This window comes from Chloracidobacterium sp., from assembly GCA_016711345.1.
Taxonomy (GTDB): domain Bacteria; phylum Acidobacteriota; class Blastocatellia; order Pyrinomonadales; family Pyrinomonadaceae; genus OLB17.
Genome location: JADJTD010000001.1, coordinates 2,318,222 through 2,334,755, shown reverse-complemented (window position 1 = coordinate 2,334,755; position 16,534 = coordinate 2,318,222). Strand labels below are relative to the sequence as shown.

10 protein-coding genes are annotated in these 16,534 nt (G+C 51.1%); 1 reads left to right on the top strand and 9 read right to left on the bottom strand.

The features are described from left to right. Positions 1–22: 22 nt before the first annotated feature. Positions 23–1,984, bottom strand: coding sequence for a FecR domain-containing protein (locus IPL32_09630; GenBank protein ID MBK8466081.1), 1,962 nt, complete (start codon positions 1,982–1,984; stop codon positions 23–25). Between the two features lie 330 nt (positions 1,985–2,314). On the opposite strand from IPL32_09630, the gene IPL32_09625 reads away from it, so the two are divergent. After that, on the top strand, positions 2,315–2,854 hold the full coding sequence (locus IPL32_09625; protein MBK8466080.1) for a nuclear transport factor 2 family protein: 540 nt from the start codon (positions 2,315–2,317) through the stop codon (positions 2,852–2,854). Between the two features lie 86 nt (positions 2,855–2,940). Here IPL32_09625 and IPL32_09620 read toward each other — a convergent pair whose 3' ends face one another. The 8 genes from IPL32_09620 to IPL32_09585 all read right to left on the bottom strand — a co-directional run bounded on the left by IPL32_09620 (position 2,941) and on the right by IPL32_09585 (position 16,510). Beyond that, positions 2,941–8,028 (bottom strand): CSLREA domain-containing protein, encoded by a 5,088-nt coding sequence (locus IPL32_09620; GenBank protein MBK8466079.1) that lies wholly within the window; start codon positions 8,026–8,028, stop codon positions 2,941–2,943. A gap of 711 nt (positions 8,029–8,739) precedes the next feature. After that, on the bottom strand, positions 8,740–10,329 hold the full coding sequence (locus IPL32_09615; protein ID MBK8466078.1) for a hypothetical protein: 1,590 nt from the start codon (positions 10,327–10,329) through the stop codon (positions 8,740–8,742). A gap of 178 nt (positions 10,330–10,507) precedes the next feature. Beyond that, the gene (locus IPL32_09610) at positions 10,508–11,080 is read right to left on the bottom strand and encodes a NifU family protein (GenBank protein ID MBK8466077.1); all 573 of its coding nucleotides are present in this window, start codon (positions 11,078–11,080) and stop codon (positions 10,508–10,510) included. Between the two features lie 204 nt (positions 11,081–11,284). Continuing rightward, positions 11,285–11,479, bottom strand: coding sequence for a hypothetical protein (locus IPL32_09605; GenBank protein MBK8466076.1), 195 nt, complete (start codon positions 11,477–11,479; stop codon positions 11,285–11,287). 145 nt (positions 11,480–11,624) lie between these two features. Next, positions 11,625–13,106 carry a tail fiber domain-containing protein gene (locus IPL32_09600; protein MBK8466075.1) on the bottom strand — a complete coding sequence of 494 codons (1,482 nt, stop codon included), beginning with the start codon at positions 13,104–13,106 and terminating at the stop codon, positions 11,625–11,627. A 163-nt stretch (positions 13,107–13,269) separates the two neighbouring features. Beyond that, positions 13,270–15,402 (bottom strand): tail fiber domain-containing protein, encoded by a 2,133-nt coding sequence (locus IPL32_09595; GenBank protein ID MBK8466074.1) that lies wholly within the window; start codon positions 15,400–15,402, stop codon positions 13,270–13,272. Between the two features lie 76 nt (positions 15,403–15,478). Continuing rightward, the gene (locus IPL32_09590) at positions 15,479–15,940 is read right to left on the bottom strand and encodes an SRPBCC family protein (protein MBK8466073.1); all 462 of its coding nucleotides are present in this window, start codon (positions 15,938–15,940) and stop codon (positions 15,479–15,481) included. A gap of 36 nt (positions 15,941–15,976) precedes the next feature. Beyond that, positions 15,977–16,510: a hypothetical protein gene (locus IPL32_09585; GenBank protein MBK8466072.1), complete on the bottom strand. Its 534-nt coding sequence runs from the start codon at positions 16,508–16,510 to the stop codon at positions 15,977–15,979. Positions 16,511–16,534: the final 24 nt, after the last annotated feature.

The window sequence follows — 16,534 nt, the reverse complement described above, 5'->3', positions numbered from 1 at the left end:
CCGCGTAAATTGTTTCTTACTTTCAACCTTCCTTCGCCTTTCTGCTTCCGCTGTCGGTTGCCCTTGACGGTGAAGGCTTGCTATCCTGCTTCGGTTCACTCTTTACCGGCGGCTGCCTCGTTGGAGATGGTTCCGAACGCGGCGTTTGCCTCGTCGGAGCAGGTTCGGATCGTGGAGTTTCCTGTCTGACCGGTGGCTGTCGAACAGGGGTATCCGTCCGCGTTGGCTGTTGTCTAACCGGCGTGTCTGTTCTCGTCGGCGGTGACGAAACCGGAGCCTGTCTGATGGGCGGCGGTGTGGTTTCACTTTGTCTAACCGGAGGTTGTCGCGTCACTGCTCCCGTTTTTCTCGGGTCAGACGCTCCGTTGTTTGACGATTTTACTCCACCTGAATCGTTTGCAGTTTTTACCGATTCGCGTCCGCCCAGAACACGTGTATTGCGCAACTCTTTATCCAAAGGTGCATTCGTTTTTCGCGGAGCGGCGCCAACCTTTGTTTGTGAGGCAACGATATCAGTCTTTGGCCTGTCGGTTGCGATCTCGCGCGAGATCTTTTTCGTCACCGCGGAGTACGTCGGAAGAACAGGGCTGGCAACTTCACCCGCATTCTTTGTGAGAATCGTGTTTGCCATTTCGAACGGAGCGCTCTTTACGGGCTTGACCGTCGTTCCAAAATCATCCATCGCCATTGCGATCACAGCATTTGCCGGAATCTTGGGAGGCAGCGTCTGTTTAGGCGGTTTTACTCCACCGGTAGGGCCGGTCGGATACGTCGGCTGATGATGTCCGCTGCTGTTATGCCCACCGTTATTACAACGGCGGCCATGGCAATTGTAGTTGTAATTATAGTTGTAATAGCTGTAATGATACCCAAGCGGATACCAGCACACATTGTTGTTATAAACGGTCACAAAAACTAAAGCCGGCCGCCACCAACTGCGCGAGTGCCGATAGTATCCATAAGGCGACCAATACCAGTGCCCCGCGTCATGAAACCATCGCCCGTGATGATAAGTCGCCCAGCCCCAAGGCTCATCGTTGACCCAAGTCCAGCCGAATGGCGGTATCCATCGCCAATGCCCGTATCGATAAGGTGACCAGTCGGCGTAATGGCTGAGCGAGTTTCGATAGGGCCGCCAGACATAGCCATAACTCGCCGTGTGTACCCAATCGCCGTAACCGTTAAGATCGTCGGCTCCGTAAATATCGTTATCGTAATATTTGTCGTAAAATGCGTCTTTTAGACGCTCCGCAATAGTCGCGTCACGTTCTAGCGACCACGAATCGAACTCATCCGTATATCGCGCAAAATCGGCTGCTTCCCATTCGCCTGCGTTCGGGCCGTCAACAAAGATACGGGCGCTGCGATCATTCTTTAACGTAAACCCGGCTTCGTCAGAGTAAACCCGAGCTTCGCCGTTCTGCGTAACGCTCACACGAATCTCCGCGTCGTTCTGCTGCCCGGCATCGATGCGGTAAACGCCAGCCTTCTGCACAGCGATCGTCGTCTTTGGCGCATCTATTTCAAAAGTCGATTTGTCCTTATCAAATCTCGTGACGCGTAAACTCATCGTACCCAATGAAAGGCTCAACGCGATTCCTTCGTCCTTGAGATTTACAATTTTGAGGTATGCATTTTCCGCAAGACGCAGATGCTGGTTGTTATCAAACTGGATCTCAAGCCGTGCGTCGCCAGAAGTAGTGATCTCGTCACCCTCAACGACCGGGAGATTCAATGTCACTTTTTCCCAATCCCCGCCGTCCGCTCGTCGTATCTGAGCTTCACCCTTGATATAGCTGATACGCGCAACACGCGCTGTCACATCGGGCTCCGCATCGTTATCGATTGAGTAGCTGCTCTCTTCATCCGGCAAATTCAAAAACTGTGCAGGCGCCGCAGGCGCCCCAAAAACAAAAATGCGGCTGAGCGTCAAAAACGTCAGCGTAAACAAAAATGGTCCGATCAACTTACTTACGACTCGCATATAACATCCTCCAGACTCTACATTATTTTCCGGGAAGAGCGGTTGAAACCAATGATTTCAACCAGTTGCCTATATTTTCTGCAAAAATCATACCGCTCGTTCAGAGTTACGCCTTTAGGCGTGAAAAAAGGCGGAAACGCGAGTGTAAACGAGGGGTCCAACGTCAAACTCTCCACCAAATAGTGCAAACAGGCCTTTTCAATGTCACGAAATCGTGCGCCAAAGGATTTCCTTATCTGCGTCTATCTGCGCTCATCTGCGGTTAATATTTCTTTTCCCGGCGCCTATAACCAAAATATGTGATAATTTTGCAAAAGAGGTAGTTCAATTATGAAAAGACTTATTTTTGGAACAGCAATTATATTTATCTTCGCGTTTTCGGCGTTTGGCCAAAAGGCTGCGGCTGGCAAAGCTGACCCGTCTAAAGGCGTCCGCGAGGCATTCGACCGCCTTGTCGATGGCATCAAAACAGTCGATCTCGATAAGGTTATGGGCGTCTATGAAAAGAGCCCTAAGCTCCTTATCTTTAACAATAACGGAACCGCTACACAAGGCTGGGACGAGGTCAAAAGCGTCAACGAAAAGATCTACGCCAAACTCTCAAACGTCACTCTCGACGTCACAGGTTTGCGTGTAGAGATGCTCGGTACAAAAGCAGCTTACGTATCCTGCAAATGGAAGCAGACGCAAGACAACAACGGCAAACTAGAAGATTCGTCCGGCCGTATGACGCTGGTCTTCAAACTCGTCGGCAAAGACTGGAAGATCACCCACCGCCACACATCTCCCGATGCATCGAGACTCGTCTTCCCATCCGAACGCGAGACCAAACCTGAGTCCGCAGGCGGCGGTCAGATCGATATCAAATAGTTGAACGTGCAATGCAAGAGCCCACATGGTAAGGGCGGAACACTCGATCTCGAATGTTTCGCTCCTACTGTCGTGAACGTAAAAGCCTAATACCTAAACGCCGCCTGCGTCGGTTGGTCGCCATTCATTCCAAAGTGGAACCCGCGATACGAACCGTCCGAGCTGTTCCGCCAGTACCAATTTCCATCGGACGGCCTGAAGACACAGATATCGGTCTTTCCATCCCCGTCATAATCGCCCGGCGCGGGAATGTCTGTTGAGAGTCCCCAACGCATGGTCGTATATCCGCCGCCAGCGAGGCGTATGTACCAGGTGCCGGTTGGAACCCGAAATACTGCCAGATCGGCCTTTCCGTCTCCATCATAATCCGCCGGAACCGCAACGTCGCTTGAATTTCCGAATTGCTCCTGATATGTGGAACCAGTCGAACTGTTTATTCTGGCCCAATATCCATCACTAAACACCGCAATATCGGCTTTTCCGTCACCGTCAAAATCCCCTATTGTCGGCTTGGAAGTGCTGCCGCCGAACTGTACGCCATACGTTACGCCGTTTGCCGCGCGCCGCCACCAAACTCCTGTCGATGGCCTGAACACCGAAAGTTGCGCCCTGCCGATACCGTCGTAATCCGCCGGCGTAGGAAGGTCTCCGGGCAGCCCGAAGTAGCCGGAACCTGGGCCTATCGGACCATACCAATAGATAGTAGAGGCAAACGTGCGTAAAACCACGACGTCAGTCATGCCATCACCGTTGTAATCAGCCGGAACGATCTTGTCAGATGAAACTCCGAACGGAAACCCAACAAATCCGTCTTGCGACAACTGAAAATACCACTCTGATCCGAAAGGCCCCGCCGGCCTGAAAACAGAAAAGTCCGACTTGCCATCGCCGTCGTAATCAAACGCAGTCCTGCGCGGAGTACCGGTCGCGGTAGGCGTTGCCGTTGCTGTGATCGTTGGCGTTGGCCCACCAGGCGGGGTTCCTGTCGCGGTAGGAGTCGCTGTCAAAGCAGGTGACGGCGTTGAGGAAGCCGTCGTCGTCGGTGTCGGCGGCAGGAGAATATACCCTTCTATTGTCACGACCGGCGGCGATCCTTCGTTGAATTGGAAGCCAGGGTGGAAGATATTACCGGGATCAGTGTAATCCTGAAAGATCAAAGAGGTCCCGAGAGTGCCAATCGGGGCAAAGTTGAATTTCAGATTGATCAGCGTTCCGGCACCGGTCAAATTTTTTGCCTGGAATCCTGAAACAATAAGATGTCCAGGATTGTTTGTGTTTGCCGTTATGGTCATCGTACTGCTCAGCGTTCCCGTCTGATCGAATGCGGGTGAAGCGGGCTGGAGACAATTGGGGTCAAAGCTGACCTGAAAGTCGTAGGATATGATCCCAAGCCCTGAGATATTGCTGACCGTAATCGGAACCGTGACAGCGCCTGCCGGAGCGTGGAGGCGCGCAAGAGATACTTCAACCGGCGTTGGGGTAGCAGTAGCGGTGGAAGTTCTAGTGGCAGTCGCAGTTCTAGTGTTTGTCGGCGACGGACTGGCCGTCGGAGTGTTTGTTGCCGTCGGAGTGTCGCCAAAAAGGAACTCAAACGCTCCTTTGTCGCAGGAACCCGCAAATGGCCGAGGAGAATGACGCTGGTCGTCATTAACCGGACTACCGCAGCCGTTCGTTCCGTTCGGAATTCGATCAAGAGCGGAACTTCCAAAAGAGATCGAATGTGTCTGCGTTTGGCCGCCGTTGTTTGCCAATGCACCCAAGCCCGGATCGCCTGTAAGCACATCATGAGATGCTCCTACGAAAGCCGCATTCGGTGCTTCGAAGTGATTGTAATCCAGCGAAACAGGCAGTTCGTTAATATCAACATCTGCGTTAGCCATGTTGTCCGCCGAGATCGTGTTCGAAACAAACGTCGATCCGCCCGCTGTCGTGTCCTGGAAAATACCGCCGCCTTGTGCAGGCGGTACAGTGTTTGTAGCACTATTGTTTGCTACGGTCGAGAAATCGATGATGCAGGTTGCCGCCGATCCGTCTGAGTAAATTCCGCCGATGTCAGCCGCACTGTTTCCCGAAACCGTCGAGTTCGTAACTGTCATCAAGGCCACTCCGCCCGCACTGCCTGTGTTGATAAGGCCCCCGCCGATACTTGTCGCTCCTGACAGCGTGTTTCCGCTGATCGTCGAGTGGTCGATGTTCACCGTCGCGTCAAACGTCGATCCGAGAATATTTGTAACACCGCCGCCCTGTGCAGTGTCGGATGATGATGTGTTGTTGCTTATCGTGCTGTTAATGACATCGAGAGTAGCTGCCGCTGCTGTTGACGCAAGATTTCGGATACCGGGATGAAAATGGCTGGAGGTATTTCCACTTACCGTAGTATTCTTGACGATCATGTGAGCCTGTTGGTTGTAGAGGCCGCCTGCGAAACCGCTGAACGACGCATTATCCGCCTGAGAGAGGTTGCCTGAAATAAGGCAGCGGTCGAAGGTGACGGTTGCGTCCATCGCGCGAACAATCACTCCACCACCGAACGTATTGGAGATCGATCCTTGTGCCTTGTTGTCGGAAATTATAGTGTCGCTAATTACAGAGGTCATTGTCGGCACCGACACGTTGTCTTGCGAATCAATCAATATGGCGCCACCGGCGGCGCTCGTTCCTTGCGTAAGGTTTCCTGCTAGATTCGCGGAGAAAGTACAGCCCGTGATCGTTGAGTTGTATTTGTTTATGCTGAGACCGCCGCCACGGGTAGCTGCCCAGTTGTTGGTGATAATAGAGTCGGCCAGCGTAAAATTATTCCCGGCAAAGCTAGATCCGCCATCGACCTTGATACCGCCGCCGCGCCCACCGTCAGTGTTAATCGAAACGGCGTCGCCGTTCCGGACGGTTATACCGCGGATCGTAACTTGGGTGGCGCCTGCCCCGCTAACGTGAAAGACTCGCTCGGCAGCACCGAACGGATCCGGTGCTCCTTGTACGATCGTCGTCGTAGCTCCTGCACCGTTGATCGTGATCGGCGATGTGATATCAAAGTCGCCGCCGGCATTCGCATCTTCATCTGTTGCAACCAGGGTTATCGTATACGTTACCGCAGGAAGCGTAATAATATCGGGACCGGCAAGTGCATTTGCCTCGGTGATGGCAGCTCTTAATGAACATGCTCCATTCGAATCCGCACATGTTCCGTTACCTGGAGTAGCATCCTGCGTGTCAGATGTCGTGTTCACGACAAAGCCCAGAGCGGGTGTCGGACTTGCGGTCGGAGTATTGCTTGGCGTGTTTGTCGATGTTCTTGTTCCGGTGGCAGTAAATGTTGCTGTCGGCGTGGTTGTTGCCGTAGATGTCCTCGTATTTGTCGGCGTTGGTGACGCTGTTGGCGTCTGCGTCGGTGTTGATGTGTTAGTTGAGGTCGGAGTGCCTTCAAAAGTGTTTTCTGCGGACCCTTTATCACAGCTGCCTAAGAGTGGGCGTGGCCAATGACGCTGGTCGTCATTGATCGGGCTTCCACAGCCGTTTGTTCCGGTTGGGATCTTATTGACAATAGGGCTGGAGAAACTAAACGTGACGTGCGTCTGCGTTAAGCCACCGTAGTTTCCCAACGGCGCCAGATGCGGATCGCCTGTAAGGACGTCGTTCGTTGCACCTACGAATGCCGGGTTTGGACTTTCGAAGTGGTTGTAATCCAGCGAAACAGGCAGTTCGTTGATATCAACGTCTGCGTTAGCTGTGTTGTCAGCCGAGATCGTGTTCGAAACAAACGTCGATCCGCCAGCTGTCGTGTCCTGGAAGATACCGCCGCCTTGTGTGTTAGTAGCGTGATTATTTGCTACGGTCGAGAAATCGATGATACAGGTTGCCGCCGATCCGTCCGAGTAAATTCCGCCGATGTCAGCCGCACTGTTTCCCGAAACCGTCGAATTTGTAACTGTCAGCAATGCAGCTCCGCCCGCACTGCCCGTGTTGATCAGGCCGCCGCCGATGCTTGTCGCACCTGTCAGAGTGTTGCCGCTGATCGTCGAGTGGTCAACATTCACAATCGCATCAAAGATTCCGCCAAGGATGTTTGTAATACCGCCGCCCTGTCCTGTGGCTGCGGCTGAGGTATTGTTGCTGATCGTACTGTCAATGATATCGAGTGTCGCTGCAGCCTGAGTCGAAGCAAGATTTCGGATACCGGCATGAAAGTGGCTAGAGGTGTTCCCGCTGACCGAGGAGTTCCTGACGATCATTTTTGCCTGTTGGTTATAGAGGCCGCCGGCGAATCCAGTGAATGACGCAGCAGTGATAGCGTTCGAAATATTGTTGTTGATCGTACAACCCTCAAACGTTACTGTTGCATCCACCGCTCGAACAATAACAGCACCGCCAAACGTGTTCGCTACTGACGATTCTGCCTTGTTGTTCGTCATTACGGTGTTGGTGATGAGAGATGTCATCGTCGGAACAGCAACGTTGTCCTGAGAGTCGATCAAAATAGCTCCACCGGCACCGCCGGTACCAAACGCGCTTCCGGCCACGTTACCCGTAAATGTACAGTTCGTGATGATCGAGTTAAATTTGTTGATCGTAATTCCGGCGCCGCGCGTGTCCGCAAAGTTATCCTTCACAAAACAGTTGGTGAGCGTTATAAGCTGCGAGGTGAATGCAGTTCCGCCATCGGCCTTGATACCGCCGCCGCGTCCGCCGTCCGTCGCGTCCAGAGCCTTTCCGTTCTGGATCGTCATGGCGTTTAGCGTGACTGAGGTCGCTCCCGTGCCTGAAATGTGAAACACTCGCTCAGTCGCGGTGTTCGGTACAGCGTTAGCCTGAACGACCGTCGCGGCTCCGGCCCCGTTGATCGTCAAAGGCGAGGTAATATCGAAGTCGCCGCCTGCATTCAGATCCTCGTTAGCTGCCGTCAGCGATATCGTATATGTTACGGCGCCGAGTGTTATAACATCCGCACCCGCAAGAGCATTGGCCTCCGTAATTGCCGCTCTCATTGAGCATGCTCCATTGGCATCCGCGCATGTTCCGTTGCCCGGTGCCGCATCCTGCGTATCAGCAGTAGTATTTACCACAAATGTTGCGGCGTTCACATTTGCCGCAAATACGACAAACGCAAATCCAATGATCAACGCAATGGAGTAGGAAAGCCGAAAGCCTCTTTGGGAAAAGTGGTTGAGTCGCGACATACAATACCTCCGAAAGGACGAGATTCGATTTTTTACAGCTTTGCCAAGAAGTATTGTTCCGTTTCGGTCAATTGTCAATTATTGACGGCTATTTGCAGAGCAGGCATTGTTGCATAGACAATAAATCGAACATCTTGTGCAATTTTTCGTACAATCTGCTGTGATCTGTATTTATGAGCGGATCGGGATATTTGATTAAACAGTGATTTTACCTAGAAATGCGCTGGGTTGATTCGGGATCTTTGTTTATTTTGATGGTCTTTGCTATTTGAAAATCAGTTAAACGCTAGCGGAAGCTGTGACAGTCTGTGCCACAAACCGCGCAGTTTGTCATAATCTGTCGGACAAATGGCACTTCTGCTAAATTGTAGAAACACGGCCAAAGCGGTCGTATAAGCGCAATGTTTACAGAGTTTAAGGTGTTAAAGAACTTTGCTATTCGTAACAATTTGGACGAAAAACTTTTTTTCCAATAATCGTGGAACGCGAGTGAAAAACGGCGACAACCTCACTGTTTACAACGTTTACAGCGTTCCACATGGATGTGGAACGCTCTGGAACGATTGGAACGGCGTTTTGCGTGAAAAAACACTGGGACAGTGGGACACTTGAGATGGTCAGAAACACTTGCGATAGCGGGTTGTTTAACGCAGCAAAAAAAGGCCGCCCTTATCGGACAGCCTTTCTGTATTCTTAACTAGTTGGTATCAGTTAAACCGACGCTCCGGGATAACCGTTGCCCATTTGGTCGGCGTTGCCGTCGGCGAGCGAGTTGACCAGTTCGTAGTGGAAATAGTCGAACTTCTCGGCAACCGGCGGTTGAACACGCTTGTCGTACATCTCGCGTGAACGGTCGATCGCTTCGCGAAGCCGCACATAGAGATCGCCTGCCTGTCGGCCCTCGGTCACACGCTGCTCGTTGTAGAGTTTGATCTCGGAAACGAGAAGCCGTGCAAATCGGCGTGCATCATTGTGCGGACGACGCTCTTCGTCGGAAACCTCGATCGGCAGATCGACGTTGCGCTCACTCTTTGCATGAACGCGGCCAACATTTGCCGGCGAAACTTCGACAGCTTTGTCGCCTTTTTTCAAGACGCCAATTCCAACGCCGGCAGGCTCGAAATCGACGGTCGAATCAAACGGTGAAGGCTCGTGAATCTCAGCACCAAGCGATTCGCCCGCGTCAAAAATAACCTCGCCTTCCTGCTCAGGTTCTGCAACCGGTTCAAATGACGTGACTTCCTCGACCTCGGAAACTATCTCAGCTTCTACGGGAGAGCTGAATGGCGATTCGACTTCTTGCACAGCCTCCGCCGGAACGCTTTCCGAAAAGCTAAAGTCCGTTTCGTGAGCTTCAACCGGTGCCGGTTCATGTACTTCGGCGGGTGCTTCTACATGTTGAACTTCTTCGTGAACTACAGGCTGGGCTTGGACCGCTGGCTGAGCTTCTTCTGTGCGAACATCTTCAAAATTGGCTTCGGCTACTTGGCGATTTTCCGCTTTGGCCGTCTGCGACGAAGCCAACAGCTCAACCGTCAACCCGGCGATCCTAACGATCGCTTCCAGAGCCTCGACGTTCACATTAACTCCGCTAGCACCGTAGTCGGCATACAGAACGGCAACGCCGCGTCCGCGAGCGACCAACGGTATCGCGTGCATCCGGTCAGGCTGTCCAAAATGAAGCGGATCGAGAAATAACGGATTATCCTCGTGAGTTCCAAATGCACCATCGGCCGTAGTCAGCGAATTTACCGCTGTGCCAAGGAGCGAATTGGACGAGATAGGAAACTTGATATCTTTGACCGCTGCGTCGGCACTCGAATCGGCACCAAACACATTCCAGCCGACGAGCTGTTCGTTCTTAATAATAAAGAACGCTCCACGCGGTGCGAAGTTGGACGCATGTTCAACAAGCGATTTCAGGATCGCAGCCTGTGATCGATGCTGGCTGATATCGTCGATCGCATCGCGTATGGCTTTGTAGTCGGCAGGTGCAGGGGTCGCGTTTTCCATGGCCTGCGCCTGGTCCATCGCGTTGGCAGTAAGAGCGGCTCCTTCGTCGCGTGCCTGACGAAGATGCTCGACAACCGAAGCCTTGAAACCTTCGTCAAATGCATGCTCTGAATCAAAACGCGCTGCATACGCCTCAAAAGCCTCGTTAAGCTGCGATCTGTGCTTTTCAGCCTCAGCCTCAAATTGCTTGCGAAGTTCGTTGGCCTGCTCGCGCATGTCGGCGCGAAAATTCTTTAGATAATTCTCGAATTCGGTTCTCAGACTTAATTCGAGTTCTTCACTGTTCACTATGGTTCTCCTCCATTTTGGAAAAAACGGTTATTGTGCGGATTTGTGCGGACTGCAGATCTGATAAGAAAGCAGATACTGTGGGTAAGGCGGGCAATCCAGACAATTGCCGTCTTTCTGATTATGACGAATCTCAACCGCTGTTGTCAACAAAATCTTTAAACAAGCTTTAACCGGCCTAGACAGCAACGACTGTGATGTCAGGATCGATCTCTTCCTTGATCATATTTTCGATCGCCATGAGCGTTCCGGTAAGCGAACTTGGGCAGCTTCCACATGCACCTTCGTAACGTATCTTGAGCGTGCTGTCTTCTAATTCGAGGATCTCAAGCCAGCCTCCGTCGCTGGCGAGATAAGGCCTAATTCGCTCATCGAGCAGCTCGTTGATCTGCACAAGTTTCGGGTCATCGCTTGCTGCAGCTGCTATAGCGCCGCCAACCGCAGCGGCCGCTGCTTTAGTTCCGTTTCCATTGCTCGACTTCACAGCTTCCGCTGCACGGATCGGCACCGCAAGCGTCGGCAGCAGATCGTCCCATTCAGCTTGGTCCGTCTTTTCGACCGTAAGCATCTTGTCCATGTAAAACACAGACACGACCTCGCCAATGTCGAACAACGACTTGGCCAACGGATCGTTGGCACCATCTTCTGATGTTTTAAACGAGTGCGAAGTCCCGTGCGAAACCGGCTCCTTCAAAATAAACTTCACCGCGTTCGGATTCGGCGTTTCCTGTATGTCTGCGATCTTTGGCATTAGTGTTAACTCTCAGAAAATGTGGTGATTTCTAATCATTACATTTAAGTCAACATTATACCGCAACTATTCGGAAATTTCACAATTCGTGAACTCAATAGAAAAGGCGGTTGGAAAAATTTCCAATCGCCAATTTTATAAACAGATACTACAACGGCTCACATTCCGGCCGTTAAGTACTAATGTTGTATATCGTGCACTACGTTATTCAGTGATGTGAATGTCCTCTGATTTGTTGACGCGTCCTGATAAGAACATTGCCCCAAAGACAACCGTCAAAAGCGCAAAAACAGCTCCACCCACCAGATACATCGTTCCCTCGTCACGCATGCTCTGAAACCTATAGAAACAGAACCCAGCCACTAAAAGAGATACGACAGCTATCAAGCCGTTTACCATCTAATTTTACCTCCAGTAAAAAAGGTCAGATCTCAAAAATGCCAATTGCCAAATTTCACTTTCATACTAACGCTACTTATGTTTCAAAGCAAGCTATTTAATAACTTCTGCCGCGTTCGGGTATTTGGCAATGAGGCTATCGAGCCTACTTTCTCTCAAGCTGTTCAAGCCGTTTTTCGAGTTGCTCGATCAAAGCCTGCTGCTTCTCTATCAACAATTGTTGCTTTTCCATCTGAGTCTGTTGCTCATTCAATGCATTTACAAATACAACACTAAAGCGGTCATACTTCACGCCTTCGACCTCCCCCTTATCATTGAAAGTCACAAATCGTGGATCGATCTTCGCGACATCTTCGGCACCAAAGCCAACGTCTTCCATCCCGCCGTCTTTCCAGTTAAAAGTTATAGGTCGCAGCTTGTCAACAAACGAAAATCCTTTGCTAAATCCGCCGACATTCGTTTTGTAACGCATGCTGGATGAACAGGTCGATATTTGATTAGAAGCATTGCGGCAAAGCGCGGTCGCTCCGGCAACTCCAAGAGTAGCCACTTCGATCGTGCCGTTGACATCAAGCGTCGATGAAGGGTTGACCACGCCTATGCCTACTTCACCCGTGGCCTCGATGTTTATCCGGTTAGTGCCGTTCGTGCGGATCTGAAATGGGTGATTTGTAGCCGAGCCAAGAATCAGTCCGTTAGCATTGATTCCGAGAAATCCTTCAATATCAGCGCTATTGTCCCGAAGAACGACGTTGAAAGCGGTAGTGCTGAAAATGCCAACCTTGTGCGAATTCTGGGTTACCTCGGCGGCCCCGATCGTCACGACTTGCCCCGCGTTAGTATTAGCGAGGCTGACGTCGCCAGTCAGCACACTGTTGCCTACGACGTGCAACCGCCCGGTTGGTGCGGTAATGCCGATACCGACATTTGTATCCTGCGTTGCTCCGTTGATGCCGTTGATGCCGCCGAGCACAAGCGAATTTGATTGAGTGACTTGGGCGCGGTTGCCAATTGCTGTTGCGTTGTTGATCGTTCCGACGCCGAAATTTGCAAGGTAGCCGAGCAGCGTGTTCCTGGCACCTGCCGCATTAGAGTTGTTCCCGGCGAGTCGTCCGACATAGGTATTCTCGTCACCCGTCGTGTTGGCATTGCCGGCGGTGGCCCCCAAAAAAGTATTGTCACCTCCGGTCGTATTGGCGCCTCCAGCTCCGCTTCCGACAAAAACGTTAAGGTCATTGTCCGTGTTAAGACTTTTGACCGAATACGGCGAGCTGGTTACAAGCTGTCTTGGCCCGAGAATCGTAAAAGTCGGCTGGCCCGCGAGCCTAACGCTAATTTCGAGATAGCGATTTGCACCCTTAAATGCTCCCGCGCCGAAATCAAGTGATACCGTGAATACTCCAACCACAACCGCAACGTTTGAACGTTGCTGCACAACGCCCTGCTGAGCCCCGGCAGTCACTGCGTCATACAGCCTGAATTCAAAATCATAATTGCCGTTTGCAAGACTCGTTCCGTCCCTCAAACTGCCCTGATAAGTAAACGCCGTCGTCTGAGCGCGCAAATGCAGCGAAGAGCAGAGGAACAGGCCAAAAAACAACAGCGCGAAAGTCATTAACTTTGCCATCTTTTTTTCTCTCCTTTCGAGGATATTAATAGGTCGTAGCTGAATTCTATTTTATACCACAGTCGTGTGCTAAAGATACACATCTTTCCGATGTCGTTCTAAAGTCAATAAAAAAGCCGCCCCGAAAGGCGGCATAGCAGTTATTGACTGAGGATGATAAGTACTATTTTGCAGTAACCATGCTGCGGCAAACTTCGGCATCAGGTTTGATCGAGCAAACGATCTTTTTGAGTTCAAGAATCTCTTTTTGCTGTGCTTCGATCTGTGCTTGCTGATCTTTGATAGCATTGACCGCTATGACTGAGATCTGGTCGTATTTGACGCCTTGTATTTCGCCGTTACGGTCGCGAGTGACAAGCAGCGGATCAGCCGCAGCGACCTCTTCGGCGATCAGGCCGAGGTCGTGTTCGTTGCGGTCGTTCCAGTCAAATGTCACCGGCCGCAGACGTTGAACCAGATCCAAACTGCCGCCGAGTGACTGAATATTATTCTTATAACGACCACTCGATGTGCAGGCAGTCAGGACATTGTTTGCCGAAATGCAAAGGTTGGTTGCCGAGGCGGCTCCGAGTGTACCGATGCGAACCGTATCAAGCGTATCGCGCCCAAGCTGGACACGATTACTTGCTCCAACGATCGCTCCCGCTCCGATTGCTGTTGCGAAATCAAGATTTGCAGTGCCGAAATCAGCAGCTTGACCCAGAACAGTGTTATTGTTTCCGCCGACATTAATGGTTCCTGCACTTTTACCGACAAAGGTGTTGTTACTACCGGTGGTATTGCCAAATCCTGCAAATCTGCCAAATATTGAATTGCTGTCGCCGGTTGTATTTGCGCCCCCGGCAGACGATCCAAAAAATGAGTTTTCCGCACCGTCAATGTTTGATCCGCCCGCAGACGTTCCGAAAAATGAATTTAGTGCGCCAGTCGTGTTTGCGTCACCCGAATTCGCACCGAAAAATGAATTGCTGGTGCCGGTCGTGTTCGCCGCACCGGAAGTATGTCCGAAAAACGAATTGCCGCTGCCAGTCGTGGTTGCTTGTCCCGAGGCGTTTCCAAAAAAAGAATTTGCCGCTGCCGTCGTATTTGAAAAGCCCGACTGAAAGCCAAAAAAGGCATTCCCGTTGGCCGTAGTGTTCGAGTTGCCGGCTTCGTATCCAAAGAATGAATTATTTAAGCCGGCAGTGTTTGCACTACCTGATCCAGATCCGAAAAACGCGTTACTCGAACCGGTGGTGTTTTCAGTACCGGAAAAAGTTCCGAAAAATGCGTTACTTGCACCGGTCGTATTCGCATCACCGGCTGACTTGCCAAAAAACGAGTTGTTATTCGCAGTTGTATTTAGAGTTCCGGTGGACTCACCAAAGAACGAATTGTTAATCCCAGTAGTGTTTGCAGCCCCGGCACTCTTCCCAAAGAATGAGTTGGAGCCGGCTGTCGTATTTGAACTGCCGGAAAGGTCACCAAAAAAAGTGTTGCTACTGCCAGTCGAGTTTGCGAATCCAGAATTCCTACCAAAAAAAGAATTGCCGCTACCTGACGTATTAGCGATACCAGAGTTTGACCCAAAGAACGAGTTGTTTGAACCAGTTGTGTTTACGGCTCCGGCGAAGGAACCGAAAAACGAGTTTCTGGCTCCGCTGCTGTTAGAGTTACCGGCTGAACGGCCAAAGAAAGAATTGTCTGCGCCGCTTGGGATCGCTGTGCCTGCTCCGACACCTAAATACGTGCCATTAATTGCGCTGTTTACTGATAATACCGGGCTGGATCCTAACTGAAAGTGAGATTCGGCCCTGAAAACATTAGCCGAGCCGACTCCGCTTATATTGAAAGCGCTCGCTGGTTGCAATGCGGGCGAGTTTTGTATGTAGTTTGTGCTTCCAGAGGGAATTCCGGCTGCCGCTACACTATCAGCGGTCGTTGCATTCAAACTTCGCACTGAGTATGGAGCAGAGTTTACCTGTTGTCTCGGCGTTAATGCAGTGAACGCTCCGCCGCCTGCCGTGCGAACCGCGATATCTAAAAATCGATTCGCTCCGGGCAAAGTCCCCGCACCAAAATCAAGCGTGACTGTAAAAATGCCATTCGCTACCGCGACGTTCAGCCTTTGGATAGTACTGCCTTGCTGCACGCCTGCGGTCGCAATATCAAACAGCTTAAATTCAAAATCAAAATTGCCATTAGCAGGACTTCCGCTAGTTTGCATACTGCCCTGATAAGTAAACGACGTCGTCTGCGCCGAAGAGTTCGCACACAAAAAAACACCAAAAAAAAACACCAAGCATAGATTTTTCATATTCGGGTCAAATCTCCTTGTTATTAGAAAAATTGTTGGTTAAATGATGCCTTAGATTCTCGGCGCGGTCAATCAGTTATTTATGAGGCAAAAGAAACTCCGCGACAGCCTTGTTTCGATGTTCGAAAATATTCGCGACTTGGCGCGAGATGAGAAAATTTGCGATGTCGCCTAGCGGCTCAAATGGCAGACGGTAACGCACTTCGTCTTGCATCAGCGTTTTTCTAATTTCGATCTCGGTGAAGCGGTGTTGGTGTATCCACTGTTTGTAAGGGCCGGAAAGCTGCGTGTCTTCAAAAAGGTGCGGCGGTTCCCACCGCGTGATCTCGGTCCGCCACTTCATCGGAAATCCGTGCAGCGTCAGTTTGTAATCGATCAGAGTGCCTTGTCTTATTTCAAAAGGGGTCGGCGTCAAGATGTGAAACCCAAGCTCGGCGGGCGTGATGCGTTCAAGATTTTCAGCGTCGGCGAAGAACGCAAACACTTCGTCGATGGGCAGATCTAACGTGAGATCAGCTTTAAATGTGTATTCGGCCATAAGAAAATGTGTTCGCCAAGAACCGTCGATCAGATTCTATTTGACTGATTTTAAATACTTCTTCGGTATTGGCGTTTCGGGCGTTTCGTGTTTCCAGTAGATCGTCATGACCCACCAGCGCTTGCCGTCGTTGAGCAGTTGAAAGCTGTTTATGCCGCGCATGAATGGAGTTTTTTCGCTTGGCGCGTGACGCGATTCGTAGGTTGAGAAAACGTGCGCAATATGGCCATACATTTCGACGCGGCGAGCCTTTTCCGTTTCGTAAAACCCTTCCTTCATAAAATATGGCTCGGCCTGCGCGATGTATTCTTCCACCGTAAAAACATTTGCACCGGCGACGCCTGTCTTCGGATTTTTTCCCGTCGGTATCAATCGAGCTCCTTTGTAAAACAGCGACCGCAACCTGTCCCAGTCACGCTGCTGCCCCGCATCGCCAGAAATCGACGCATACACAGCCTTCATTATCGAATCAAGCGACCCAACATCAGCAGGGTAAGCTTCTTTCGCCTGCCCAAAAACCGTCACCGCCGAAAAAAAAGTGAGTAATATCGCTAATATTTTTGTTGTCATGTCCTTTCTGTAGTTTTGAGCAAC